Annotated in this window: 23 protein-coding genes; 12 read left to right on the top strand and 11 right to left on the bottom strand. The window is 49.5% G+C overall.

Features of this window, described 5'->3' with window-relative positions:
- Positions 1 to 8: 8 nt before the first annotated feature.
- The 3 genes from V7P87_RS11860 (at position 9) to panP (ending at position 3,541) form a co-directional block, all read left to right on the top strand.
- On the top strand, positions 9 to 935 hold the full coding sequence (locus V7P87_RS11860; protein ID WP_333797615.1) for an ABC transporter ATP-binding protein: 927 nt from the start codon (positions 9 to 11) through the stop codon (positions 933 to 935).
- Positions 935 to 1,705, top strand: a complete 771-nt coding sequence (locus V7P87_RS11865; protein WP_296296185.1) for an ABC transporter permease — start codon at positions 935 to 937, stop codon at positions 1,703 to 1,705. The genes V7P87_RS11860 and V7P87_RS11865 overlap by 1 nt, the downstream gene beginning before the upstream one ends.
- Positions 1,706 to 1,891: 186 nt before the next feature.
- Positions 1,892 to 3,541: a pyridoxal-dependent aspartate 1-decarboxylase PanP gene (gene panP / locus V7P87_RS11870; RefSeq protein WP_333797616.1), complete on the top strand. Its 1,650-nt coding sequence runs from the start codon at positions 1,892 to 1,894 to the stop codon at positions 3,539 to 3,541.
- Positions 3,542 to 3,921: 380 nt separating this feature from the next.
- On the opposite strand, the gene V7P87_RS11875 is transcribed toward panP, so the two are convergent.
- Positions 3,922 to 6,573: a glycoside hydrolase family 3 protein gene (locus V7P87_RS11875; RefSeq protein ID WP_333797617.1), complete on the bottom strand. Its 2,652-nt coding sequence runs from the start codon at positions 6,571 to 6,573 to the stop codon at positions 3,922 to 3,924.
- 416 nt (positions 6,574 to 6,989) lie between these two features.
- On the opposite strand from V7P87_RS11875, the gene V7P87_RS11880 reads away from it, so the two are divergent.
- Complete coding sequence (locus V7P87_RS11880; RefSeq protein WP_333797618.1) at positions 6,990 to 8,549, top strand: bifunctional metallophosphatase/5'-nucleotidase; 1,560 nt, start codon at positions 6,990 to 6,992, stop codon at positions 8,547 to 8,549.
- Positions 8,546 to 10,195: a GGDEF domain-containing protein gene (locus V7P87_RS11885; protein WP_333797619.1), complete on the top strand. Its 1,650-nt coding sequence runs from the start codon at positions 8,546 to 8,548 to the stop codon at positions 10,193 to 10,195. The genes V7P87_RS11880 and V7P87_RS11885 overlap by 4 nt, the downstream gene beginning before the upstream one ends.
- A 5-nt stretch (positions 10,196 to 10,200) precedes the next feature.
- On the opposite strand, the gene V7P87_RS11890 is transcribed toward V7P87_RS11885, so the two are convergent.
- Positions 10,201 to 11,133: a GlxA family transcriptional regulator gene (locus V7P87_RS11890; protein WP_333797620.1), complete on the bottom strand. Its 933-nt coding sequence runs from the start codon at positions 11,131 to 11,133 to the stop codon at positions 10,201 to 10,203.
- A gap of 158 nt (positions 11,134 to 11,291) precedes the next feature.
- On the opposite strand from V7P87_RS11890, the gene V7P87_RS11895 reads away from it, so the two are divergent.
- From V7P87_RS11895 to V7P87_RS11915, 5 genes are all read left to right on the top strand, one after another.
- Positions 11,292 to 11,456, top strand: coding sequence for a hypothetical protein (locus V7P87_RS11895; RefSeq protein ID WP_333797621.1), 165 nt, complete (start codon positions 11,292 to 11,294; stop codon positions 11,454 to 11,456).
- Between the two features lie 228 nt (positions 11,457 to 11,684).
- On the top strand, positions 11,685 to 11,978 hold the full coding sequence (locus V7P87_RS11900) for a high-potential iron-sulfur protein (protein ID WP_333797622.1): 294 nt from the start codon (positions 11,685 to 11,687) through the stop codon (positions 11,976 to 11,978).
- A 167-nt stretch (positions 11,979 to 12,145) separates the two neighbouring features.
- On the top strand, positions 12,146 to 12,406 hold the full coding sequence (locus V7P87_RS11905; protein ID WP_333797623.1) for a TIGR03643 family protein: 261 nt from the start codon (positions 12,146 to 12,148) through the stop codon (positions 12,404 to 12,406).
- Between the two features lie 59 nt (positions 12,407 to 12,465).
- Entirely contained in the window at positions 12,466 to 13,215 is a 750-nt protein-coding gene (gene folM / locus V7P87_RS11910) for a dihydromonapterin reductase (RefSeq protein ID WP_333797624.1), read from the top strand.
- Between the two features lie 11 nt (positions 13,216 to 13,226).
- A complete protein-coding gene (locus V7P87_RS11915) occupies positions 13,227 to 14,072 on the top strand; it encodes a CLCA_X family protein (protein WP_333797625.1) in 846 nt (281 codons plus the stop codon).
- Positions 14,073 to 14,083: 11 nt separating this feature from the next.
- On the opposite strand, the gene V7P87_RS11920 is transcribed toward V7P87_RS11915, so the two are convergent.
- The 3 genes from V7P87_RS11920 to V7P87_RS11930 all read right to left on the bottom strand — a co-directional run bounded on the left by V7P87_RS11920 (position 14,084) and on the right by V7P87_RS11930 (position 16,601).
- Positions 14,084 to 14,494, bottom strand: coding sequence for a YccF domain-containing protein (locus tag V7P87_RS11920; RefSeq protein WP_333797626.1), 411 nt, complete (start codon positions 14,492 to 14,494; stop codon positions 14,084 to 14,086).
- A 210-nt stretch (positions 14,495 to 14,704) separates the two neighbouring features.
- The gene (gene dbpA, locus V7P87_RS11925; RefSeq protein ID WP_333797627.1) at positions 14,705 to 16,084 is read right to left on the bottom strand and encodes an ATP-dependent RNA helicase DbpA; all 1,380 of its coding nucleotides are present in this window, start codon (positions 16,082 to 16,084) and stop codon (positions 14,705 to 14,707) included.
- 307 nt (positions 16,085 to 16,391) lie between these two features.
- Positions 16,392 to 16,601: a cold-shock protein gene (locus V7P87_RS11930; RefSeq protein WP_260657266.1), complete on the bottom strand. Its 210-nt coding sequence runs from the start codon at positions 16,599 to 16,601 to the stop codon at positions 16,392 to 16,394.
- A gap of 368 nt (positions 16,602 to 16,969) precedes the next feature.
- Between V7P87_RS11930 and V7P87_RS11935 the strand changes: the two genes are divergently transcribed.
- On the top strand, positions 16,970 to 17,383 hold the full coding sequence (locus V7P87_RS11935) for a GNAT family N-acetyltransferase (RefSeq protein WP_333797628.1): 414 nt from the start codon (positions 16,970 to 16,972) through the stop codon (positions 17,381 to 17,383).
- 129 nt (positions 17,384 to 17,512) lie between these two features.
- Here V7P87_RS11935 and V7P87_RS11940 read toward each other — a convergent pair whose 3' ends face one another.
- Positions 17,513 to 18,181: a Bax inhibitor-1/YccA family protein gene (locus tag V7P87_RS11940; RefSeq protein ID WP_260657264.1), complete on the bottom strand. Its 669-nt coding sequence runs from the start codon at positions 18,179 to 18,181 to the stop codon at positions 17,513 to 17,515.
- Positions 18,182 to 18,329: 148 nt separating this feature from the next.
- Between V7P87_RS11940 and nhaR the strand changes: the two genes are divergently transcribed.
- The gene (gene nhaR / locus V7P87_RS11945; protein WP_333797629.1) at positions 18,330 to 19,232 is read left to right on the top strand and encodes a transcriptional activator NhaR; all 903 of its coding nucleotides are present in this window, start codon (positions 18,330 to 18,332) and stop codon (positions 19,230 to 19,232) included.
- Here nhaR and V7P87_RS11950 read toward each other — a convergent pair.
- The 5 genes from V7P87_RS11950 to ppnN all read right to left on the bottom strand — a co-directional run bounded on the left by V7P87_RS11950 (position 19,215) and on the right by ppnN (position 25,527).
- Entirely contained in the window at positions 19,215 to 20,450 is a 1,236-nt protein-coding gene (locus tag V7P87_RS11950) for a methyl-accepting chemotaxis protein (protein WP_333797630.1), read from the bottom strand. The genes nhaR and V7P87_RS11950 overlap by 18 nt on opposite strands.
- Positions 20,451 to 20,697: 247 nt before the next feature.
- Positions 20,698 to 21,705 (bottom strand): isocitrate dehydrogenase, encoded by a 1,008-nt coding sequence (locus tag V7P87_RS11955; RefSeq protein WP_260657261.1) that lies wholly within the window; start codon positions 21,703 to 21,705, stop codon positions 20,698 to 20,700.
- A 193-nt stretch (positions 21,706 to 21,898) separates the two neighbouring features.
- A complete protein-coding gene (locus V7P87_RS11960; protein ID WP_333797631.1) occupies positions 21,899 to 23,572 on the bottom strand; it encodes a hypothetical protein in 1,674 nt (557 codons plus the stop codon).
- Positions 23,565 to 23,960: a DUF3192 domain-containing protein gene (locus tag V7P87_RS11965; protein ID WP_333797632.1), complete on the bottom strand. Its 396-nt coding sequence runs from the start codon at positions 23,958 to 23,960 to the stop codon at positions 23,565 to 23,567. The genes V7P87_RS11960 and V7P87_RS11965 overlap by 8 nt, the downstream gene beginning before the upstream one ends.
- A gap of 208 nt (positions 23,961 to 24,168) precedes the next feature.
- Positions 24,169 to 25,527, bottom strand: coding sequence for a nucleotide 5'-monophosphate nucleosidase PpnN (ppnN, locus tag V7P87_RS11970; protein ID WP_333797633.1), 1,359 nt, complete (start codon positions 25,525 to 25,527; stop codon positions 24,169 to 24,171).
- Positions 25,528 to 25,549: the final 22 nt, after the last annotated feature.

Raw genomic sequence — 25,549 nt, forward strand, 5'->3', positions numbered from 1 at the left:
AGTTTTACTTGACGCTCGCGCTTGATATTCAACAACTGAAAAAAACCTATAAAAGTGGCACTGTGGCACTGAGTGGCATCGATTTGCAGGTGCAACAAGGGGACTTTTTTGCTTTGCTTGGCCCCAATGGCGCCGGCAAAAGTACCTGTATTGGTATTATTGCCTCTTTGGTCAATAAAAGTTCGGGGAAAGTCAAAGTCTTTGATTTTGACATAGATACCGCGCTGGAAGATGCCAAAAGCCAGCTGGGCTTAGTGCCGCAGGAATTTAACTTTAATCAGTTTGAAACTGTGCTGCAAATTGTGGTGAATCAGGCCGGTTATTATGGCGTGAATAAAACTGTGGCTTTGGCGCGCGCGGAAAAATATTTAGGCCAACTTGGATTGTGGGATAAACGCCACGCCCGCTCGCGTGAGCTTTCAGGTGGGATGAAACGCCGGCTGATGATAGCCCGTGCTTTAATGCACGAACCTAAGTTGTTGATTTTAGACGAGCCTACCGCTGGGGTTGATATAGAATTACGCCGCTCTATGTGGGAATTTTTAAAAGACATTAACCAGCAGGGTGTCACTATTATTCTGACCACCCATTATCTGGAAGAAGCGGAAAACCTGTGCCGTAATATCGCCATTATTAACCAGGGCCGTATTGTCGAAAACACCAGTATGAAGGCGCTGCTCAGCAAGCTGACCAAAGAAACCTTTGTGCTGGATTTAGCCAGTAGCGCCAAAGTGGAGCAACTGGACGGATTTACCGTGCGTCAGCTTGACGACCATACACTGGAAATTGACGTGGAAAAAGGCCAGGGCGTCAACGCGGTATTTGCGGCTTTATCAGCCAAAGGGGTGGAAGTGTTGTCAATGCGCAATAAAGCCAACCGGCTGGAGGAATTGTTTGTCAGTCTGGTGGAAAACGCGCAAGGAGTAAAAGCCTGATGTCTGGTCGTTATTGGATTGCCTTTCAGAGTATTCTGAACAAAGAAACCAACAGATTTATGCGCATCTGGGTGCAAACCCTGGTGCCGCCTGCCATTACCATGACGCTGTATTTTATTATTTTTGGCAGTTTAATCGGCTCCCGTATCGGGGATATGGGCGGTTTTAGCTACATGGAATTTATTGTGCCTGGCCTGATTATGATGTCGGTGATCACCAACTCTTATTCCAATGTGGCGTCCAGTTTTTTTAGTGCCAAGTTCCAGCGTAATGTAGAAGAGCTGTTGGTTGCGCCAGTGCCAAACTACATCATAGTGCTGGGTTATGTCGGCGGTGGCGTGGCCCGTGGGGTGCTGGTGGGGTTAATTGTCACTTTGCTGAGTCTGTTTTTTGTTGATATCCGTATTCACCATTTGGCCGTGATTATTGCCACAGTGGTATTAAGCTCCACCTTATTTTCACTGGGTGGGCTTATTAACGCTGTGTATGCCAAAACCTTTGACGATATCAGCATAGTGCCCACTTTTGTGTTAACACCACTGACTTACTTAGGTGGGGTGTTTTATTCGTTAACCTTATTGCCGGGTTTCTGGCAACAGGTGGCGGCGGCGAACCCTATTGTGTATATGGTCAACGCCTTTCGTTATGGTTTTTTAGGGGTGTCCGATGTCAGTATCACAGTGGCTTTTGCCGTGATGCTGAGTTTTATCGGTTTGTTGTTTGGTATTGCTATGCATCTGATCAACAAGGGCACTGGCCTTCGCAGCTGAACGTGCTGCGGGAGTTGCCACCAGGACAGCAACAGACTGATGCTGTTCCGACCAGTTTGGCCGGCAACACCAGTTTTTTGCAGACATTTAATGACACTTTTAGTACAGTGAATCCCTTTTTGACTGACCTTTTTGTGCCTGTGCCATTGTCAGATGCACAGGCGTAAAGACATCCAGTGAGAGCTTATGACCGATTTGAAACGCCAGGCTGAGGCCTCGGAAGAAGCTTTATGGCGCATTTTCACGGTGCCGGAAGCGCCAGACTCCACGCTCAGTATTATTGAGCAGAATATTTCGCAAAACCTGGCGGGTTTTTTGCGCGAAAGCATAGTGGCAGTGGAAAAACCACTGTGGCAAATCGAACGTGATTTTCAGGCGTATCAAATTCCGGCTGAACCAAAATTTGTGTCGGATTATGCCGAAAACATGATGGAAAAGCTGGTGGCGCACTCGGTGCATACAGCGGCCCCTAGTTTTATTGGCCATATGACCTCGGCTTTGCCTTATTTTGTGTTGCCCCTGTCCAAAATGATGGTGGGACTCAATCAAAACCTGGTAAAAATTGAAACCTCCAAGGCCTTTACGCCGCTGGAACGTCAGGTGCTCGGCATGATGCACCACCTGGTGTACGGCGAAAGTGAAGGTTTTTATAAAAAGTGGCTACACAGTGCCAATCATTCCTTAGGCGCTTTTTGCTCGGGTGGCACAGTGGCCAATATGACGGCGCTGTGGATTGCCCGTAACCGATTATTGCGCCCGGACGGCGACTTTAAAGGCGTGGCCAAAGAAGGTTTATTCCGCGCTATGCGCCACTACGGGTATCAGGATTTAGCCATTCTGGTGTCGGAGCGTGGCCATTATTCGCTGCGTAAAGCTGCCGATATTCTGGGTATTGGCCGCGATATGCTGATCCCGGTGAAAACCGACGAACACAATAAAGTCGACAGCAATGAAATGCGCCGCGTTGCCGCTGATTTAGCGGCACGTTCTATCCGCGTGATGGCGATAGTAGGCGTGGCTGGGACTACAGAAACCGGCAATATCGATCCGCTGGACGAACTGGCCGATTTAGCTGCCGACTTAAACTGCCATTTCCATGTGGATGCCGCCTGGGGTGGTGCAACTTTACTCTCTGATAAATATCGTTATTTACTCAAAGGTATTGAACGCGCTGATTCAGTGACCATAGACGCGCATAAACAAATGTATGTGCCTATGGGCGCCGGTATGGTGGTGTTTAAGCACCCGTCAGCAGCGCATGCCATTGAACATCACGCCGAATATATCCTCAGGAAAGGCTCCAAAGACTTAGGCAGCCAGACGCTGGAAGGCTCACGCCCCGGCATGGCAATGTTGGTGCACGCCTGTTTGCAGGTGATAGGCCGCAAAGGCTATGAAATTCTGATCAACCGAAGCTTAGAAAAAGCCCGTTATTTTGCCGGTTTAATCGACCTGCATCCGGAGTTTGAGCTGATCACCGCCCCTGAGCTTTGTTTATTAACCTACCGTTATGTGCCAGCCAAGGTGCAACAGGCGATGCAAAAAGCCAAAGTAGCAGGTGATACGGAGCGGCTGCAGAAGTTTAATGAGCTATTAAGTGGGCTCACCAAATTTATTCAAAAACGCCAGCGTGAAGAGGGTAAATCTTTTGTCTCCCGCACCCGGTTAAAACCACAAAGATACCAACGCCAGGACACAGTGGTGTTTCGCGTGGTACTGGCCAACCCACTAACCACAGACAATATTTTGCACGAAGTGTTGGCAGAGCAAGTGGAGCTGGCGGCCATGGATAAAGAGTTTTTGCCAAAGCTTTTAAGTATGGCCAAAGAGGCTTAGCTTTTTTGCGGAAAAGCGTTAACCGCTTCTTGCTGAAAACGGCTGCTTTTGCAGCCGTTTTTGTTGTCATGTTTGGCAACATGGGGCTGGTGTTGGCTTTCATGTAAGCCAAAGGCGTTGCTGGTTGAGTTGATGCCAGCGGCATGGGCTGGTTTTTAGCTTGCAGCTGATGGGGTTATAGAAGCGGGCTTTGCACGGGTGGTTTTAAGTGCAGCCACATAGGTGACAGTGTGCCTTAACAGCTAAGTGTTTGTTTTATTTAATGCCCGCGCCATGCCGCAGGCATCACAAAATCAGAGTATTGGCCAACAAAAAACGACGCTAAAAAGCGTCGTTTTTAAAATCAAAGCGTCATGCCCGGCGCTCCGGGCAGCAACAGCCTACTCACAGGCCATCACTACTGCATCAGCACCAAGTTTGGTAACCGGCTGAATTTGCAGCTGGTGGAAACTTACCGTTAAAGCGCCCTGGGATTCTAATGTCAGCACATTGCCAATTTGAGCAAAATCAACACCTTGGTTAGCAAAACATGCCAGGTTCAGGTGCAGCTGTTGCCAGCTGCCTTCTGGCATCGCAGCTAAGGCTTTGCTGATATTCTGCGTTGCACTGCACTTTTCATTGCAGGCCATGGCAAGCAGTACTTTGTCTGGTACTGTACCGTCGCGTTTGAGTGTCAGGCTCAACACCGACGGCTGTTCGCGGTAGGCGCGTAAGTCGCGCGGGAAGCTGCTGATAATGGCAATACCGGCGTTGCTGCTGGCGGCTGCTTCACTAAACACCAGTTCGCGGGCGTCTTCCTGCACCTGATAATCAAAACTGCGGATGCTGACAGCGCCCAGATTTTGCTGGCTGCTGCTGACAGCGGCTTTTTGTGGGCCACTTTGTAATATCAGCTGCCAGGGCGCTTTCAGGTCGCGGTTAAACAGCACCAGTGGCTCCAGGCTGGCAGCGGTATTGTTGTTGTCTTCAGGCAACAGAGCATTTGCCAAAGCTTCTGCGTTTTGTTGATAGCTCAGGCCATAACCATAAGGGAACAGCGGCTGATAGTTTTTATCACCACGATTGACGCTGGTTTGATTGGGGTGTTGCGGCCAGGAAAAACTCAGCTTGCCGTGAAAATCCTGTTGTATTTTGCCGTCGGCACTTTGGAATAACACAGGGGCAATGGCCGCACCTTCGCTGCCTGGCAACCAAATGGCAACAAAAGCATCAGACTGATTGATTTCCGGGTTTACCCAAAGCGGCCGGCCGCTGATAAAAAGCGACACCACTTTGATGCCATCGGCTTTGAGTTTTTTCAGCATCGCCAAATCGGTTTTATTGCCACGCTGATATTCCAGATTGTCGATATCACCATTGCCTTCGGCGTAAGGCTGTTCACCGTAAACGACGATGGCCACATCAGGTTTTTGCTGATAACTGCCGTCGCTGCTCAGTTCAACCGAACCACCAGCGGCTTCCACCTGTTGTTTTACACCCATATAAATGGAGCTGCCGCCCGGGAAATCGCTGTTCTGATTGCCGGTGCCTTGCCAGGTAATGGTCCAGCCGCCACTTTGCATACCAATATTGTCGGCGCCAGGGCCTGTTACCAGCACTTTTTGTTTTGGGCTTAGCGGCAACATCTTGTTGTTTTTTAAAAGCACCAGTGACTTTTGCACTGCTTCTCTGGCAATAGCTCTGTGCTCTTGTGACCCTATCAGTTCGGTTTTACCCGACAAAGGCCGGTTGGCCGGACTTGGTTTATCAAAAAGGCCGGCGCGCAGTTTCACCCGCAAAATACGCCGCACCGCATCGTCAATCCGGCTTTGTGGAATTTCACCGGCTTTGGTCTGGGCTATCAGGTTTTCGTATAAAGGTTTCCAGGCGGTGGTGGGTACCATATACACATCTAAACCCGCTTTGGCGGCCGCTGCACAATTTTCATTGCTGCAGCCCGGAATTTGACCATGACCGTTCCAGTCACCCACCACTAAACCATCAAAACCCATTCTGGTTTTTAACACATCGGTTAACAGATAAGGGTTGCCATGGTTTTTAACGCCATGCCAGCTGTTAAAAGATGCCATCACGGTTTGAGCGCCAGCAGCAAGACCACCGACGTAACCCTGGGCGTGCAGGCGCACTAAATCAGCTTCACTGGCGGTGTTGTTGCCTTGATCAACACCCCCTTCAGTGCCGCCATCCCCAATAAAGTGTTTGACAGTACTGACCACTCGCTCAGCACCAAGAAAATCTTTGTCGGTCGTCGCGCCCTGTAAACCGCGCACTATGGCGCCGGCGTACGAGCGCACAATCTCCGGATCTTCAGAATAACCTTCGTAGCTTCTGCCCCAGCGATCGTCCCTTACCACGGCCACAGTAGGTGCAAACACCCAGTCAATGCCGGTTACCATCACTTCGCGCGCAGTGGCGCGGGCAATTTTTTCAATCAGTTGTTCGTCACGGGCGGCACCAAGGCCAATATTGTGCGGGAACAAAGTAGCGCCGATGACATTGTTGTGGCCGTGCACAGCGTCTGTGCCCCAGAAAGTGGGGATGGTGGAGCCGTCCTCTGAATCGTCAATGGAGGCCTGATACATGGCTTCGGCCAGTTTGATCCAGTCTTGTGGTGTGGCCTGTTTATTGCCATCCGGGAAAGAGCCGCCGCCATTCAGGTAAGAGCCAAAGCCGTATTTGCGCATATCTGCGACGGTAATATCGCGGATCTCCGGCTGGATCATCTGGGCAATTTTTTGCTCCAGTGTCATGGTTTTTAAAATTTTCTCCAGCCGCTCTTCCAGCTCAGGGTTGCTTGCAACTGCCGCAGTTAACTCAGGCCACAGGGCCAGATCGGTCGCCGGGTTCTGCGGGGCGCTTGGTTGCAACGCTGGCTTGGCCGTGCTGCTCTGGGCTGTTGTTGGCTCCGCATCAGGATGCAATTGGTTATTGCCTGTTGTTTCTGGTGCAGGCTGACAGGCCGCCAGAGCGACTAACAGCAGGCTGCCAAATGCAAAAAGCGGGCGCCTGGTGGCAGGGAATTTGGGCGTCATCAGGTTAAATCCTTGTTTAAACTGGTTTATTTTAAATATGAGCCACATGGTAGCGCATTGATCACAACTGAAGTGGTGTCTTACCTGGCTTGTTGTGTTGAGTTGTCGTATTTTTATTGCCTGAAAGCGCTTTCATTTATAGCATAAATTTTCAGCGAGGCAATGATTATTGTTGTCAGCGCAACAAGGTACAGGCTTGAACCTGGCTGCACGCGGGAGCGGTGCGCTTTTATGACACAAAGCGTTTTTTTGACTTACACTGAAGTTAAGTTACGGTTTTACTGCAACTTTGGTCGTAATAAGCAGAAAACCTTTTGCCATGGCCGACACATTGTCGGCATACTAAGTCAGCGCCCGCGGCGCTGTTGCATCCTTCAGGCAGTGGCAAAAACGGCAGTGGCAGAGGTTGGTATAAAGTGAAATCAAAAAAGCGCAAATCTGGCAACAACTCCTGCTGGCTCAAGCTGTTGCTGTTGTGCTGTTGCCTGCCGCTCTGGACAGCCATGGCGGGTCATGGCAACGAAACCAATAACAATGTGCAACGTCAGGCGCGGTTGGTGTTTACTTCTGAAATTCCCCGTATTGCTGAAACTGAACACGGCGATTATGCCGAGCTCGCCACTTTACTCAAACAATACCGCCGTGAGCCGGTGCCGCTATTTTTTCTGTTTGGTGGCGACAGTTTAGGTCCCAGCACTTTGTCATCCTTCGATCGGGGTGCGCACATTATCGATTTGCTGAATTTACTTGAGCCCGATGCGATGGGCGTGGCCAAAAGAGAATTTAGTTTTTACGAAGATGAATTGTCGCAGCGCAGTTACGAAGCGTCTTTCCCGTTGGTGGCCAGTAATTTATATGACCCTATTACAGGCGCCAATCTGGACGGGCTGGAAAGCGGTGTGCTGGTGCAGCAGGGCGATATCAAAATTGGCGTCATTTCGGTATTGTCGCCGGCGGCACAGGAGCAATACCCGCTCAAAAGAGTAATGATTTTTGATGCTAAAACTGCAGTGCGCGAGCAGGCGGTATTATTACGTCAGGCCGGAGCCGAGCTGATAGTGTTGTTATACAGCGCCAGTTTTGATTTTATCGAACCTTTATTGTCGCAGCAGGTGATTGATATTGCGCTGCGCAAAAACGAGTTGTTCCGTTTTACCTCCCAGGTTAAAGCGCCGGATTCGCCAAGACATATTAATCTGATGGCTTCTTCTGAAGTGGCTGTGCTGGATTTAAGCTGGCAAAAATCTGAGCCGGCATCTTTGCAGGTAAAACCCGATATTGTGCTGCTGAAAAATTTTGCGCCTGAACCTAAGGTGCTGAGTGTGGTGAAAAACCACAGCGCCAGGCTGGAGCAGTTGCTGGGTGAAAAAATTGGCATAACTCTGGTTGCGCTCGACACCGCCAGGCGCTCTGTGCGCAGTGAAGAGAATGCTTTTGGTAATCTGATGGCCGATGCCGTGCGGCAACATGCCGGCGCCGATATAGCCATGTTAAATTCCGGCAACATCAGGGGCGAAAAACAATATAAAGCCGGTGCCACTTTAACCCGTAAGGATATTGCGATGGAGCTGCCTTACCGTAATCAGGTGGTGTTATTGCAAATCAGCGGTCAGCAGCTGTTGGCAGCCCTGGAAAACTCCTTTAGTGAACTGGAATTATTACGTGGCCGTTTTGCACATTTGTCGGGCATGCAGGTGCGGTACGACAGTCGCAAGCCGGTTGGTGAGCGGGTTCTTGATGTGACAATACAAGGCAAGGTATTGGATTTAAATAAAAAATATACACTGGCCACTTTTGATTATATGGCCGGAGGTGGCGACGGTTATAAAATGCTGACCGAGCTGTCACAACAGAATTATCCGAATCAGATGAATAAGCTGGTGTCAGAGGTGGTCGTGGATTACATCAAACAGCAGCAGCAGGTGGCGCCTATGATTGAAGGGCGGCTGGTTGATCTGGGGCGGACCACACCATGAACAATATCAGGCCAACACAGGTTCGCCGTCGTTATTCCATTACCATGATGCTGACCCTGACTTCGCTTCTGGTGTTGTTGTTGTTTATTGCCATGGCCGTGCTGGTGCAAAACCGGCTGGGTAGTTTTCAGCATTTATTGCAAAACATCACAGGCTCGGCCATTCCGGCAGTTGTGCAGTCGAGCCGGGTGTACAGTCAGATCAATCAGTTACTTTTTTTAACTGAAGCTTTAAGCCGTGCGCCCAGTCAGGCGGTGCGGCATAACCTGTATCAGGATATTCAGCTGAATCTGCAGGGGTTGCAAAGCCTGACCAAAGAGTGGCAAACCGGTTTTTATCAGAATGCCCAACTGGTGGCGCTGATCGAAGAAATTGATAATCTGAATCAGCTGATGTCGGAGCGGCTGGAGTTGCAAAGCAAGGTACGGCTTAGTCAGCAACAGATATACCAGCTGTACGAACAGGTGCAGGCTTATACCAGTAAACTGGCATTGGCGGATGAAGAACGCCATAGTTTGTGGTTGCTGGAGTTTGCTGCTGTGGTGACTTTGTCGGGCAAGGCCAGTGATTTAAACCGCATGATGCAGCTGCGTCAGCTGAAACAGCAGGTTGAACAGCAAATGTTACGGCTGCGTCAGGCCAGAGCAGCACTGCCGGCCAATCAGGTGGAGCTGGCGGAAAAATCCGATCTGCAATTACGCTCTTTATTGCTGGAAACTGAAGGTTTGTTGCCACTGCGCGAGCAGCAGCTTGCCATCGGCGGTCGTGCCACAGGGCGTGGCAATTTTGTGCGTAATCTGGTGTTGGATTATGCCCGCCTTGCCGAAAACAGCGCTTATGACATCAGCGGTACCGTGCTTGGCGACGCTGCACAAATTCAGCAACAGCTGCAGCAGGACAACAGGCAGATTTTATCCGGCGCTTTATTGGTGATTTTGTTTTTACTGGTCGCCATAGCGTTGATCCACCGCAGGGTGGTGCGCCGGCTGGAGCAACTGAACCATAACGTATTGCTGCAGGTGCAGGGTAAAGCCGCGGCTTATCAGATTGAAGGCCATGACGAAATTGCCGCTATTGCCCGTTCTTTTGCTTATTTTGCCAGTACAGTGGCCACACAGCAGCAGGAATTACAGCAACTGTCTTACACCGACAGCTTAACCGGTCTTGCCAACCGCCGTGCTTTTGAGCAACAGTTCCATCAGGCACTGGTACAGGCACAGCGACAGCAGTGGCCGCTGACCTTGCTGATGATTGATGTGGACTGTTTTAAAGCCTACAACGACCACTATGGTCATCAGGCTGGTGACGACACTCTGGTACACATAGCGCAGCTATTGCAGCAGGGCATCAATCGTGGCAGCGACTTAGTGGCCCGTTATGGTGGTGAAGAGTTTATTGCCATTTTACCTGACACCAATGTCGCAGGGGCCAGTGCTATTGCTAGCCAGTTGCTGCACCTGTTCCGCCAGGCCGCTTTGCCACATCAATACAACCAGGCTGCTGATTTTGTCAGTATCAGTATTGGCATCTGTTGTGTGGATGATGTCCGCAAAGCCGACTACGATAGCATGCTGCGCCGTGCCGACAATGCGTTGTATCAAGCCAAAGCCAATGGCCGTAATGGTTTTGCTTTTAGCGACCAATAAGAGGTTTAGTGTTTTTCCGCCAGATAAAAACGCTCTCGATAAGCTTTAGGTGTCAGGCTGGTGTATTGCTGAAATAACTTGCGAAACGACGACACGTCCTCATAACCCACCACCGGCAACAGCTGTTCCACCGGCAATAAACTACTTTCCAGCAGCAGTTTGGCTTTTTCAATGCGCAATTTTTGTAAATAAGCCATAGGTGTGTCACCTGTGCTTTGTTTAAAGCGTCTTAATAAGGTCCTTGGCGTCAGCGCAAAATGGTCGGCAAGGGCTGAAAGTTCAATATTTTCAGAAAGATGGCTGCGCAGATATTGTTGCACCTGGGCAATTTTATCGTCCTGATGCGGCAGCAGCTGTTGCAGTGTTAAATAAGGTGCCTGGGATGCGCATTGCGGGTCGGTTAGCATAATTTTTGCCATTTGCTGACTAAAACGGGCGCCTTGCTGAATTTGGGTCAGGTATAAACACAATTCCAGATAAGCACTGGTGGCGCCGGCGGTATAAAGCCCGTCAGCCTGCTGAATTTTAGCATCCACTGTTAAGGTCACTTCGGGGTAAAGCTCGCGGAAAAAATCGGCCAGAAACCAGCAGGTGGTGGCACTTTTGTCATTCAGAAGTCCGGTGGCGGCCAGCGCAAAACTGCCATTGCAGCTGGCGGCAATGGGCACAGCGCGATCGTGAGCGGCCTGAAGCAGTGCTTTTTGCTGGGCAAAAAGTTGGGCGATGCTGTGTAAAGCCTGGGCGCTATGGGCATAACTGCCCGGGATCAGCACCAGATCGGCGTTATCCAGCGACAAAGTTTGACAATGCAGGCTCAGCACTCCATCACGGTACTCAGTAGCGCCAGTGATGTGCATTAGTCGCACCTGATATAAAGCGGCGGCGTCCGGGTTCTGATGTTTTGCCAGATCGTTACAAAACCGGAAATAATCCTGCATGCCACACACCTGGCCCAGACAAACTCCCGGATAGATCAAAATCACCACCTGTTGCATTTTGTCTTTATTCGCCTTTTTAATGTCATTAATGCCACTTTAGGCCTTGTTAAGCCGGTTGTAAAGTAGCTGGCGATAAATGCAGCAATAAGGAGTTTGGTATGAAACTGACATTCTGGCATGGACTGGCGCTGCTGCTGCAGTGGAGTGCTGTGCTTTGGCTGAATCTGCGTATAGAAGCGGATGTATTTAATCAGCTGGTGCTGGTGCCGCTGTTGTTATTGTTAAGCTTGGTGTTGTTATTGCCGGGGAAAAACCGGCAATAACTACTGCAGCCCAATCAAGCGGCAGCAGGGATTGAACATCGCATGCTGATATTGCCTGCACTGTTAACTTCAGCAGCTGCTCCTGATGATTTGCGGTTTTTTTGCCGGGCTGGCGGTTTTTTTATGCGCCGGATCAAAAACTTCCGCTTTCGAACTATGGATAATCATCCATACTGAAGCGGCAGACGTAGAACTGCTGGCAAGATCAAAAACAACAGGAGCAACACCATGAGTCAACTCGACCGTCGCAATTTTCTGAAACTTTCCACTGCCACTTTGATTGGCGTCACTATGGGCGGCACCAGCCTGCGGGTATTTGCAGAAGAGCAGGTGAAGCTGGATGATCCGCTGGCAGTGGCGATGAAATACGTGCACAAATCTACTGTGGAAGGTGCAACTTGTGGCAACTGTATGCAAATTAAAGGCGATGCCAAAGCTGAATGGCGGCCATGTAATATATTCCCGGGCAAACTGGTGAATAACAACGGCTGGTGTGCGGCCTGGGCAAAAATGCCTGGTTAAAGTCTGTACCACCAGGATAAAGCAGGGAGCTGTTGTACAGGCATCAGCTCCCAGCCTGACGCTGAGTTCCCGCCCTGTTGTCTGCCTCTTGCTGATCCGCCCTTGTGCCAAAGCCGTAACTGTCAATTGTTCCGCCAAAGATAAATTTTGCGCCAGAGACAAAGCCGATGTGCCACCCCGAAGATTTTTCCGCTGCTGATCTGAGCCGTATTATTGAAATGGCCTGGGAAGATCGCACCCCATTTGAAGCCATAGAGACCTTGTATGGCCTGAATGAACCCAGGCTTCGTCAGCTGATGCGTCGTACCCTGCCAAAAAGCGCTTTTAAACGCTGGCGCGCCCGGGTGCAGGGCAGGCTGACCAAACACCTGCAGCTGCGCCATCCGGACATTAACCGCGCTTATTGCCCCAGCCAATACAAAGGCTAAAGCAGTTTGCCGCCTGCTTATGGCACAATAACCCCAGCAACAAGCTTTCGGAGTAACGGATGAAAGAGGTGATTTTTTTAACAGGCGGCGCCCAGCGTGTTGGCCTGTATTGTACTGAACAGCTGCAGCAGCAGGGTTATCAGCTGGTCATCAGCTACCGCACCAGACACTCAAGTATTGATGCACTGGAACAAGCCGGTGTGATTTGTCTGCAGGCCGATTTAACCCAGCTGGAAAGCCTGCAGCAGCTGGTGACTACAGTCCGGCAACATACGCCGAGGCTTCGCGCCATTATTCACAATGCGTCTGACTGGAATAAAGATCAGCAGTTACAGCCTGATAACCTCAGCCAGCAACTGCTGCAGGATGCGCAGGTGTTTGATGCCATGATGGCCATCCATGCCAGAGCGCCTTATTTACTGAACCGGGCCTTATTGCCGTTATTGCAGGCGCAGCTTGCCGGCGGTGGTGCGGCTGATATTATTCAGATCAGTGATTTTGTTGCCACTGTTGGCAGCGAAAAACATCAGGCTTATGCCGCTTCCAAAGCAGCGCTCGAGAATCTGACGTTCTCAGAGGCACGCTTGCTGGCTCCCCACATAAAAGTAAATGCCATAGCACCGGCGCTATTGATGTTTAATCAGGGCGATGATGACGAGTACAAACAAAAAGCGCTGGCAAAATCGCTGCTGGGAATAGAACCAGGGCCTGGTGAGGTGTTGGCAACCATTCAGTATCTGCTGCAAAGCCGCTATATTACCGGCCGGGTACTGGCGCTGGATGGTGGCCGCCAGTTGAAATTGCCTTAACGGATGCTGTGATGAGCGGCAAAAGTTCTGCAATTACAAGGACAGAACAGAGTGCAGGGCACAGCAGGCTGTCGCGGCCCTATTTTCGTAATGGCCCACCTCATCGCAGTGGGGCAGACGTCAGCTTTGGCGATATAGTAAAAATTTTTGGTTTTCAGAGTATCCGTATTGGCCGTTGGGTCACGGCAGCTGAGCAGCAAATTGCCGCCAATCTGTTTTTTGATGCCCTTTGTGATCTGCAATTGTTACTGGCGGTGCCAGCTCAGGTGATATCGCTGAATGAAAGTCTGTCGCTCACTTTTGGTATTGGCGGCCGGCCGGGCAGCTGTGCTTATTATCAGCCGCAGGGCCGTATTCTGGCGCTGGCGAAAAATGCCGGTGGTGGCAGTCTGGCGCATGAGTGGTTTCACGCTTTTGACCATTATATTGCAGGGAAAATGTTTGCTAATGCCAAAGCGCAGAGTTTTGCCAGCGCCTTGTGGTTAAAGCACGACAGTTATGTGCCGCACCGGCTGAATGACTATTTAGCCAGGGCATTCCAGTTGTTATATCTGGATGAAACCGGCCTTGATGAAAGTGAGTTTTTCCGCCATTGCCGCCGTTATGACCAGATGCAGCAACAATATTATTACGCTATGCCCGAAGAAATGGCCGCGCGCGCTTTTGAACAGATGCTGGAGCGGCAGCAGCTGAAAAACAGTTTTTTGGTATCGGGTTGTTTAAAAGGGCCGGCGGCCAAAGCGGGTTTATATCCGGCCACAGTGTTAAGTGAACAACTGCAGCGCTGCTGGCTGGATTATTTTGCCTTGCTGGGTCAGGCGCTGCAGCATCAAAGCAGCGCCGGACTCAGTAAATGAGCAGACTTTGTTTATACCGTCTTTGATCTGATGGTCTGGCCAATGGGGCTTAACGTCAGCATTGCCAGTTTGAGATGTTGCAGCCCAAACGGGATGCCAATTATCGTCACAAAACAAGCCACTGCATGCAGCAGGTGACCCAAGGCCAGCCAGAATCCGGCAAAGATAAACCAGAGAATATTGCCTAACAGGCCAAAACCACCGGTGCCAATATCATCGTATTTTTGCAAATAACGTCTGTTGATACTTTCCTGACCAAAAGGCCAGAACGCCAATTGGCCAATGACAAAACAGCTGCGGCCAAACGGAATGCCAATAATGCTGATAAAACACAGAATGCCGGCTAACCACCAGGCCAGCCCCATCAACAGACCCCCCATCACAAACCAGCAAATATTAAAGATAAGTCTGAGTAACTCCATGGTAAGCCCCTTATATTGATGAAACACTGATGCAGATTGTTGTTTGATAACCAGTGTTTGCAACATCAATACCAGATTTATTTTTGTTTTAAATCAGTTGCTTAATATGTATTACAGGGAGTGGGGATCAACTATTTCACCAATAAATGGTGATTTTGCCCGCAAGCAGGCGGTTTCTGATAAAACCGCCATCATTACAGGAGGAGTTTGTTAACTCACTTGCTTCACGCGGATATTGCGCCCTTTAATGCCTTTGTTAAACATGCCAAGTGCAATTTTGACAATGTCACTGCGCACTGCCACATAAGCCCAGTCGTCAAATAAACTGATTTTGCCAATATGGTCACGGCCTAATTGTTGATCGGCGGTCAAGGCTCCCAGAATATCGCCGGCGCGCAGTTTTTGTCTTTTGCCGGCGTCAATCCACAGGCTGACCATCGGCGGTCTGGCTGGCGCTTGTGTTAATACACTTTCATCCGGCAGCGTTTCGGCCTTGATAGGGCCGAGTAAATCTTCCAGCAGCGCTATTTTAAAACCGTCTTGCTCGCTGAATAAACTACAGGCAATACCAGAGCTGCCGGCACGACCAGTGCGGCCAATACGGTGGGTGTGAGTGTCAACATCATGCGCCAACTGGTAGTTAATGACGGCGTCCAGCGCGTCTATATCCAGACCTCGGGCCGCAACATCTGTTGCCACCAGCACAGACACAGATTTGTTGGCAAATCGCACCAGCGTCTGGTCGCGGTCGCGCTGCTCTAAATCACCATGCAGTGCCAGCACGCTAAAACCAGCATCAGCCAATGCATCGGCCACATCCTGAGTTTCTTTGCGGGTATTACAAAACACCACTGAGCTGACAGGTTTATGCGCCAGCAGCAGCCGTTTGACCGCCTGCAGGCGTTCACTATTGGCGTCCACCTTAAAAAAGTGCTGACTGATGCTGAGGTTGCTGTGGCTCGACTCTACCTTGATAAGCTGTGGCTGTTGCATCAGGGCTGCAGCCATGGCTTCAATTTGTTTTGGATAAGTGGCACTGAATAACAGCGTTTGCCGCTGCTTTGGAGCAAAGGCCACTATGGCATCGAGCGCTGGCTGAAAACCCATTTCCAGCATACGGTCGGCTTCATCCAACACCAGGGTGGTTAAATCGTCCAGTTTTAACGAGCCTTTATTTAAATGTTCTTCCACCCGGCCTGGCGTACCAACAATAATATGAGCGCCGTGTTCCAGGCTGCCCAGCTGCGGGCCAAAAGGCACACCACCACATAAAGTCAGTACTTTAATGTTATGAATGCTGCGACCCAGTTTACGGATTTCAGTGGCAACCTGGTCGGCCAGCTCGCGGGTAGGGCACAACACTAAACTTTGTACCCTAAAACGTTTCACGTTTAATTTGGCCAGAATGCCTAAACCAAAAGCGGCGGTTTTGCCGGAGCCGGTTTTCCCCTGACCAATCACGTCTTTACCGTTCAGTATGTCAGGCAGTGAAGCCGCCTGTATCTGCGTCATTTCGGTGTAACCCATACCGGTCAGATTGTCGACCAGCGCCTGAGGGAGAGCCAGACTGGCAAATGTTAAATTGTTCACAATTTAATCCTGTGTGTTCGCAGCATCAGGCTGCATTTGCAAAAATAAACAGCCCGAAGGCAAAGCGGAAAATAAATGGGGTCAGAGCAAAACTCTGACCCCATTTATTTTATCCATTCCCTGGACTTCGCTGTACAGTGAAAGAGTGCTCATTGCAACAGCGGCATACCGTCCTTCCGTGGACATGGCCGCTGAATGCTCCGTGCAACAGCGGCATACCGTCCTTCCGTGGACATAAAAAAGGGCAACATCCGAAGAGTTGCCCTGATTTTGCTGGTAAGGCTTAGCTTACCAAATCACAGTTCTATTACAGAACTACGATGTTCTCAGCCTGAGGACCTTTCTGGCCCTGAGAAACTGTGAAAGAAACACGTTGGCCTTCTTGCAGAGTTTTGAAGCCAGTGCTTGAAATAGCGCTGAAGTGAGCAAAAACGTCTGGGCCTGAAGCTTGTTCGATGAAACCGAAACCTTTAGTTTCGTTGAACCATTTTACTGTACCGGTAGTTGTGTTAGACATGATAAATATCCTGTATCTATTTGATTAATATGCCTGGTTTCAGGCGGTGGTGCTGGAAGTGGTGCTATGACTTATGAATACAGGACGTACTAATACAACAGTAACTGTTCGGTGTGCATAAATATGGTACTGACTTTCAAACTGCCGCCATTGTATAGCTTTTAAACAGGGCGTCAAACGTTATTTCTAAAAGATTGTTTAATTAAACAGGCATTTATCAAAAAAACTAATTATTAGGCTGTGCTTTCAGTAGCTTAGCCGGTAAATTTCCCGGCAGTTATTTTCTGGTTTTAATGTTCAGCAAGCGCTGCTTACTTTAATTGTCGGAGCTGCCAGCGTTTTTATTGAGTATTTTTGGAGTGAAGTGGATGTCAGTGCAAATCAAAACCGACAACTCACCGGAGTTTGCGGAGGCAGTAAAAGAGCAAATTGTCAGTTTTAATGCCAGACACTGGGATGCATCTTTACGTCAGCCGCTTGGTCTGAAAATAACGGCAGAAAACGGTGAGCTGATCGCCGGCTTGTCCGGCCGTACTTTTGGAAATTGGCTAATGGTGGATTATTTGTGGGTGGCTGAGCATTGCCGTGGCCTGGGTTATGGCAAAGGTCTGATGCTGGAAGCTGAAGCTATTGCCAGAAAGCGTGGTTGTCGTTTTGTGCTCCTTGATACGCTCGATTTTCAGGCCAGGCCTTTTTACCAGCAGCTGGGTTATCAGCTGGTATTTACCCAGCAGCAGTATCCGCTTGAGGGTGAACGTTATTATTTGCAGAAGATGTTGTGAGCCGCTTTTAGTTAAAGCTCGGGCAAAAAAAAGCCCCCGTCAACCGGGGGCAAAGAGCGGATTTGTAATTCGCTCAAGGGTGCTGGGAACATCAGCAATAAAACAACAACATGGAAACTTCAGGTTGGGTTACTCGTCACTATTCATAAAACCGAGTAACTGCAACAAACTGGTAAACAAGTTAAAGATCGACACAAACAAACTGACGGTTGCCATGATGTAGTTGGTTTCACCACCATGCACGATTTCGCTGGTTTGCCATAAGATCATGCCCGACATCAGCAACACAAACATTGCAGAAACCGCCAGACTCAAAGCCGCAATTTCAAAAAACACCGCGCCTAAACCCGCCAGAAAAGCGACCAGGATACCCACAGTTAAAAAACTGCCCATAAAACTGAAGTTGGTCTTTTTCACCAGTGCGTAAGCGGAAAGCGCGAAGAAAATCGTGGCTGTGCCCGCCATGGCTAGCATCACAATTTCGCCGCCGTTTGGCATCGCCAGATAACGGTTGATGATAGGCCCCAGGGTGTAGCCCATAAAACCGGTCAAGCCAAACACACCTAACAGGCCAAGTGCACTGTTACGGAATTTGGTGGTAAAAAACAGCAAACCAAAATAACCGACCAAGGTGATGATAAGGCCCGGATGTGGCAAATTCAGACTGCTGCTGATGGCCGCCGCAAAAGCGCTAAACGCCAGTGTCATGGCTAACAGGGTATAGGTATTACGTAAAACTTTATTGGTTTCAATGGCGGAAAGCTGACCGCTGTAACTTTGACGATGCAGTGTATCCATAGTCATGCCCTCAGGTTGTGATGAAGTCAGCACCAGAATCTTCAAGCCATCTGGTACTTGCAGAATTACGAATATTTATACCCTGCTGGATTTCTAAGGTAAAATCGAATATAACTAAAATTAAGTTCGTTAAAACCGAAGTTTTAAAATGACACCTGTTAACTTTAATCAGCTGTATTATTTTTATCTGGTGGCCAGAGAGGGCAGCATTGCGCGGATCAGCGAGCAGCTGCATATCACACCACAAACCATCAGCGGCCAAATCAGTGCGCTCGAGCACAGCACCGGCAGTGCTTTGTTTAACCGGACTGGCAAAAAATGGTCGCTGACTGAAATGGGGCGGGTCACCTTTGGTTATGCCGAAGATATATTCCAGCTGGGCGATGAACTGCGCTCAGTATTGAAACACCATACAGTGACACAGTGGCAAACTTTTACCGTTGGTATAACCGATGTGTTGCCCAAGGCTTTCATTTATGAATTGCTCAAACCCGTATTTTCATTACCGGCTCAGCTTCGGCTGATTTGTCGTGAAGGTGAACAAAGTGCCTTATTGGCAGAGTTGGCGGTGAATAAACTGGATTTAGTGTTAACAGACGAGCCGCTGTCGCCTGGCAGTTCCATTAAAGCCTATAACCACGAAATCACCGAATCCGGCACCAGCTTTTTTGCCAGCCCCACGTTGTTATCAAAATTGTCGCAGCGGCAATTTCCCGCTTGTTTACATCAGCAGCCGATGTTGTTGCAAAGTAAAAGGTCTATTATCCGGCAGCGGCTGGATGCCTGGTTTGAGCAACAGGGCATAGCCCCACAAATAGTTGCTGAATTTGACGACAGTGCCATGATGAAGGCCTTTGGCCAACAAGGACTTGGTATATTTTCGGCACCTACACAGATAGAACAGAAAATTTGCCAGCAATACGAAGTACAGGTCATAGGGCGTAGTGATGCGATTCGGGAAGTGTTTTATGCCATTTCACCGGAGCGCAAACTGACGCACCCCGGTGTATTGCAGCTGGTGAATGCGTTATCTTCAGCGCGCTCTGGTTGAAGGCTGGCGATGGCCAAAACGCCCAAGTTGCTGTTGGGTTTCGGCTGTGGCCTGCAACAGTGTCTGACCGGCGCTTTCAATGGCTGACATTTGCTGATAAGCATCAGTGGTGCCTTGTTCTATCGCGGTCAGATGCTGGTGGGTTTGCTGATAACGCTTTTCCAGGTCAAGCACTGAGCTGGTGATATGCAACACACCTTGCTGCGCCTGATCCAGCTGTTGTTGCAGTGCAATAAAATCATCGCTGGTGCTACTGATATCCTGCTGCGCGCCTTTGGCCTGTTCATTAAGCCGCTCGGTTTCGGTTTTGGTTTCCCGCACCAGGCGCTCCATATCATTCAGAAAACCGGAGATCTGCCGGGTGGCGTCATTCACCTTGGCGGCCAGCGAACGTACCTCGTCGGCCACCACAGCAAAACCACGGCCAGCTTCACCGGCCCGTGCTGCCTCTATTGCAGCATTCAGCGCAAGTAAGTTTGTTTGATCGGAGAAGTTCTCTACCATTTGCAGAATTTGGCGCACGTTTTCTGAGTTTTGTTGTAACCCCTGCACTGTGGCACCAAAGGTTTCCAGCAGGCTGACAATACCACTGAGTTGTTTGGATAAAGTGCTCATGCCCTGACTGGCATTGGCGGCTTTTTGTACCGTGGTTTGTGCCACCTGGTTCATTTGATCACTGTTGCTGACAATACTGGCCAGATGATCCAGCACATGGTCACTTTCACTGCGGATCTTTTCGCTGCGCTGTTCGGTATCCTGCAGGTGATGGCGGGTGGTTTTGACGGCTGAACTCACCTGCTCATTGATCTGATGGGTATGCTGTGCCTGCTGGTGCAAGCCGGTGAGCAGCTGACCCAGCTGACTGACAAACTGATTATATTCTTCCGATAAATTGCGAAACTCGTCATAGGTAAAAGCCGGTAACCTGTGTTCCAGATCAGTACCTTTGCGGTTGGCTTCATGCAGCGCTTTCACCAGTGCCTGTACTGGCCGTACTATCAGATACATCAGATAAAAGATCGTAAAAATAAAAGCGCAGCTGCCAAGCACTAAAGTTGTCCACCAGACAGTGCCGGCATGGCCCTCCGCCGGGTAGGCAAAATACAGTGCCAACCAGAAAATAACCATTAAAAAGCCGATATTACCGGCTATTTTGCGGCTTAAACTATGGAAAAAAGTACGTTCGATACTGGTATACAGGCTGGCAAACCACTCCATCAGGCACATCCTCTGCAAATACAGTTATTTGGGCTTTCAGCATACCATAGCAAAAAAAAGCAAAATTGAGCTGAATCAGTGTTTTGTTTCAGCTTATTTGCGATAAAAAATTAGCGGGTAAAAAGTTGTGGTGTGCAGACGACTTGCGGCCATAAAAAAACCGCAGTCAGAAACTGCGGTTTTTATATCTTGTGGTTGGTGCCAGCACAGAGCTTCAGCACTGTGCCTGAGCTTTATGCCAATGGTATTACAGACGTTCCAAAACAGCAGCCGTGAAGTCGGTGGTACCGTGGGTGCCGCCTAAATCGCGGGTGGTGCGATCGCCAGTTGCAATCACATCTGTTAAAGCCGCGAGGATTTTTTTCGCTTTATCCTGCATACCCAGATATTCCAGCATCTGGATTGATGCCAGGATCACTGAACTTGGGTTTGCCAGGTTTTTGCCGGCAATATCAGGGGCACTGCCGTGCACAGCTTCAAATACGGCGCAGTCTTTGCCGATATTGGCGCCTGGGGCCATACCTAAACCACCGACTAAACCTGCACACAAGTCAGACAAAATATCGCCAAACAGGTTGGTGGTGACAATGACATCAAACTGCTGCGGGTTCATTACCAGCTGCATACAGGCGTTATCAACAATCATCTCAACAGCCTGGATATCCGGATAACGGGCGGCCACTTCCCGCGCTGTTTTCAGGAATAAACCAGAAGTCGACTTCAGGATATTGGCTTTGTGCACAATAGTAACTTTTTTGCGGTTTTCGCGGCGCGCCAGTTCAAAAGCAAATTCAACAATACGCTCAGAACCTTCACGGGTAACCACACTCATGGCTTCAGCCAGTTCACCTTCGTTTTTCACCACCTGGCCAGCACCTGAATACATACCTTCAGTGTTTTCACGCACTGTGATGATGTCGATATTGTCGTAACGGGCTTTGGTGCCTTTAAACGATATTACCGGGCGTACGTTGGAGTACAGGTTAAATTTCTTGCGTAAAGTGACGTTAATAGAGGTAAAACCTTCACCAACCGGGGTGGTCAGTGGGCCTTTTAACGTGATTTTATTGCGGGCAATAGCGTCCAGTGTGGCTTGTGGCAATAAGTCACCGGTTTTTTCCAGCGCCGTTAAACCGGCATCAACAAATTCATAGTTAAAGTTACAACCGGCTTTATCCAGCACAGCTAAAGCAGCATCAACAATACTTGGACCTATGCCATCGCCTTTAATAACGGTAATAGTTTGTGAACTCATGCGGGTTCCTTCAATGTGGCAAGCGGGGAAAGGATGTTGGCGTCAGTTGGATCCGCTGTGGGACCACACTGCATTTGGCAACATCGGAAACGGCGCGACTATAGCATTTTTCGTTATTCGTTTCCAGTTGATGGGTCTTTGTTAACCATACAGCGAATTAATACCGAAAATAACTAAAAGTGATGAAAGAAAACTACAAAATGGGGGCCAGCGGCCAATAACATTGATGTAGTTCAAGTACCTGCTGTTGCCGCTGTGCCATCGATACATTGGCTAAATCCAATGCTTGGACGGCAGATTTTTGTGTAAGCAGCTGCTCAGCCGTTGGTGCAGTTTGCGGATAAAAAATGGATTCCGCTAAAGTCCAGCCTAATTGAATCAAGGCGTTAGCACATTGTTGCTGACTGTAGCTACCTTGCATCGGCAGAGGCTCGCGATAACAGAGCACCGCATCCTGCCATAAGCGGTTAAAACCCAGACTGGCGACCAGCTGGCTGACTTGACGCGGATAATCATTCAGCTGCCAACTGGTCTGATGACTAAATAACGCCAGCGGCACTGTCTGGTTAGATTGCTGCAGCGGATACCAGCGGCAATGATCTTCCTGCATCATCACCAAACAAAAGCTGCCGGCCAGCAACTGTGCCTGTAATGCCGGCAGTTCCAGCGTTGCACTGGTTGTTGCCAGCAGGGCAAAACACGCAGCCAGGCAATGCTGTAACTGATAAAACCAGGGAGCATAAGGTTGACGACAGAGCGCCTGTTGCTGTTCCAACCAGCAGATTTTGAGTAAGAATGGCAGATTATCTGCGCCCACCAGTGCAACAGCATGCGCCGGGTCTCGCACCGGCAGTTGTTGTCTGGTTAGTAAGCTTGCCTGAGCACAAAGTGCTTTGGCGGCCAGAGGCTGGCTCTTTAGCCAGGCCACTTGTTGACGTACCGACTGGTTCGGATTTAACAGGTGCAGCTCTGACAAATTTAGCAGCGGTTCCGGTTCAGGGTCGATATGCTGGCCAACAAACAGCTCCAGCCACTGATTGTCGGGTAAACGGGCGGGGGGCAGCAGTTTCATGCCCTGATCATAAAGCGGGCCCGGTTCTGGCTTTAGTTGTTTGCTGGCCAAATCAAGCACATAAGCTTTGGGTTCAGGTGTGATTTGGCTTATAAGCGCCACTTCACCTATACCGTCACTGCAAAAACGTCCAATCAGATGTAATTCACCGCCCCTGCTTGCCAGCAGGTTGGCAAAATATAAGTCAGCAGCCTGATACGGGTTTTGTAACAGTCGCTGTAATGCGTTATCCAGGCCCAGCACCTGCTGTTGCTGTGTTGGGGTGATCTGAGCGCTGAGCAGGCTGCAAAAACGGATGGCGTCGGCGTAAGGGGTTTGTTGCCATTGGGCTTTTTGCTGAGGGCTCAGACTGCTGTCGCGCAATAACCGCCGCCAGTGCCGGTAAGAAAAACTGTTGCCGGCCGCTTTGAGGCTGAATAAACCGGCCTTGAGCATCAGCTCTGTGGTGCTGTGTTCATTGTTCTGTAGCAGCTGATGCACGCCGGTTAAACGGTAAATAACCACAGCCACCAGCTCTTCGCAAAGCGCTTGTGGCCATTGGGCTGCACTTCCAAGCTGATTTAACAACACCGCTTGTTTCAACGCCAACTGACTGGTCATGCTGTAACCTGCCACCGTCAGTGAAAGCTGGCTTTGCATTAACCTAGGCTGCAGCTGATTGAGTTTGTAAAATTCACTCGCCAGCTGCTCTGCCAGCAGTACAGCTTTATCCGGCAGCTGCTGTTTGGCTGACTGCTGATAATAACGGTCCAGATACTGGTAAAGTTGTAACAGCGTGGCGCAGTCTTTATGCATCAGTGTCTGTGGCCTGCTGATAACGGCTGACTGCGGACTCGGCCAGTGCAATCAGCTTTTGGTTTTTAAATAACAAAGCCGTGCATTCCTGTTTTGTGGTAATACCGTCGGAAATCTCTCTTTTGGTACGGTAATACATCAGCTGATACACATCATTGCCGACTTTTTTGGCTTCGGTAATATCAGGGCCACCCAGTTTTTCAATCAACTGGGGCTGCGTCAGTTCGGTTTGTGTATTGAGTTGGCTGATATATTTCAGGTTGTAAGCTTCTCTGTCATTCCAGATCATTTTGGACGGGTCGTCCTGATAAAACGTCAGCACCAGCCAGGTCAACAGCGGGTACAGCGGTATCGCAAGCGCGAGGATCCACCAGATCCGTTTGTTCATAAAAAAGCTCCGCTTGGTGTGCAGAAGTTCGGTCTCTGTGCACAACAAATTTTTGACACTGCAGCAGTATCAAGTCTGTGCAGTCTGGTTTTTCTGAAAAACAATACAAAAAGCCTGCCAGAAAGCAGGCTTTTGCTGATGTTAACTGCAGCAGAGCAGTTTGTCCGGCTAAAACCGTCTAATGCCGCCTGGAAACGACCAATGGCTCTTAGCGGGCAATTTTATAACAAGGAATATATTTACTGCCTGGTAATTTCATCCGGCCCTGTGCCACAAAAGCTTCCAGCAGATTATCCATCAGATGCATCAGTTCCGGCTCGCCTGACAACACAAAAGGTCCGTGTTGGGTGATGGCTTTAATGCCTTCATCTTTGACATTGCCTGCCACTATGCCGGAAAAAGCGCGGCGCAGATTGGCCGCCAGTTTTGCTTTGTCCTGCTCCAGATGCAGATCCAGTGACGCCATATTCTGGTGGGTCGGCATAAATGGATGCTGGAAGTCACTGTCAATTTTTAACGACCAGTTAAAGTGATAAGCATCACCTGTGGCTTTACGGTAGGCCCGCACATCGGCACAACCTTGCTTCAGTTTTTGCGCGACCAGTGGCGGGTTATCCACTATCACTTCAAACAGATCCAGTGCTTTTTCACCGAGGGTTTTTGCAATAAAGGCCTGCAGTTCCCGGAAATAAGCTTCACTTTGTTTCGGGCCGGTCAGGATCACCGGCAGCACCTGATCTTTATTGTCGTCATGCAACATGATGCCCAGAAGATACAGCAGCTCTTCGGCAGTGCCAGCGCCACCCGGGAAAATAATAATGCCATGGGCAGTGCGGATAAAAGCTTCCAGCCGTTTTTCAATATCGGGCAAAATCACCAGTTCATTGACAATAGGGTTTGGTGGTTCGGCGGCAATAATGCTGGGTTCGGTCAGGCCAAGATAACGGCCATGGCGGATCCGTTGTTTACTGTGGCCGATAGTGGCGCCTTTCATCGGGCCTTTCATCGCGCCAGGGCCACAACCTGTGCAGATATCAAGGCCGCGTAATCCCAGCTCATAACCCACCTCTTTGGTGTATTTATATTCCACTTCATTAATGGAATGGCCGCCCCAGCACACTATCATATTGGGTTCGACGGCAGAGCTAATCACACGGGCGTTGCGCAGAATGTCAAACACAGTGTGGGTGATATGGTCGCTGTTGTGTAAGTCCAGCCGGTTTTGATCAAAACCCAGCTGAGTGTGATAAAACAGAATGTCTCGCAATACCGCAAACAAATGTTCGTGAATACCTTTGATAATTTGCCCATCAACAAAGGCATTGGCCGGCGGGTTAAACAACTCAATTTTAATACCGCGTTCACGGGTGATGAGGTTTACTGCAAAGTCCTGAAATTGCTGATAAATTTCAGCTGAACTGTCGGTATGGCTGCCGACGTTTAATACAGCTAAACAGCAGTTTCTGAACAGGCGGAAGGTTTCGCTATTGGAATTTTGTTTCAGTTGATCCACTTCCAGTTGCGATAACAAATCCATCGCACCCAGTGGGTTCAGTTGTACATGCATCAGTCTCTCCTTGTCTTCTGAG

The sequence above is a fragment of the Rheinheimera sp. genome (genome assembly GCF_036782235.1).
GTDB lineage: Bacteria > Pseudomonadota > Gammaproteobacteria > Enterobacterales > Alteromonadaceae > Pararheinheimera.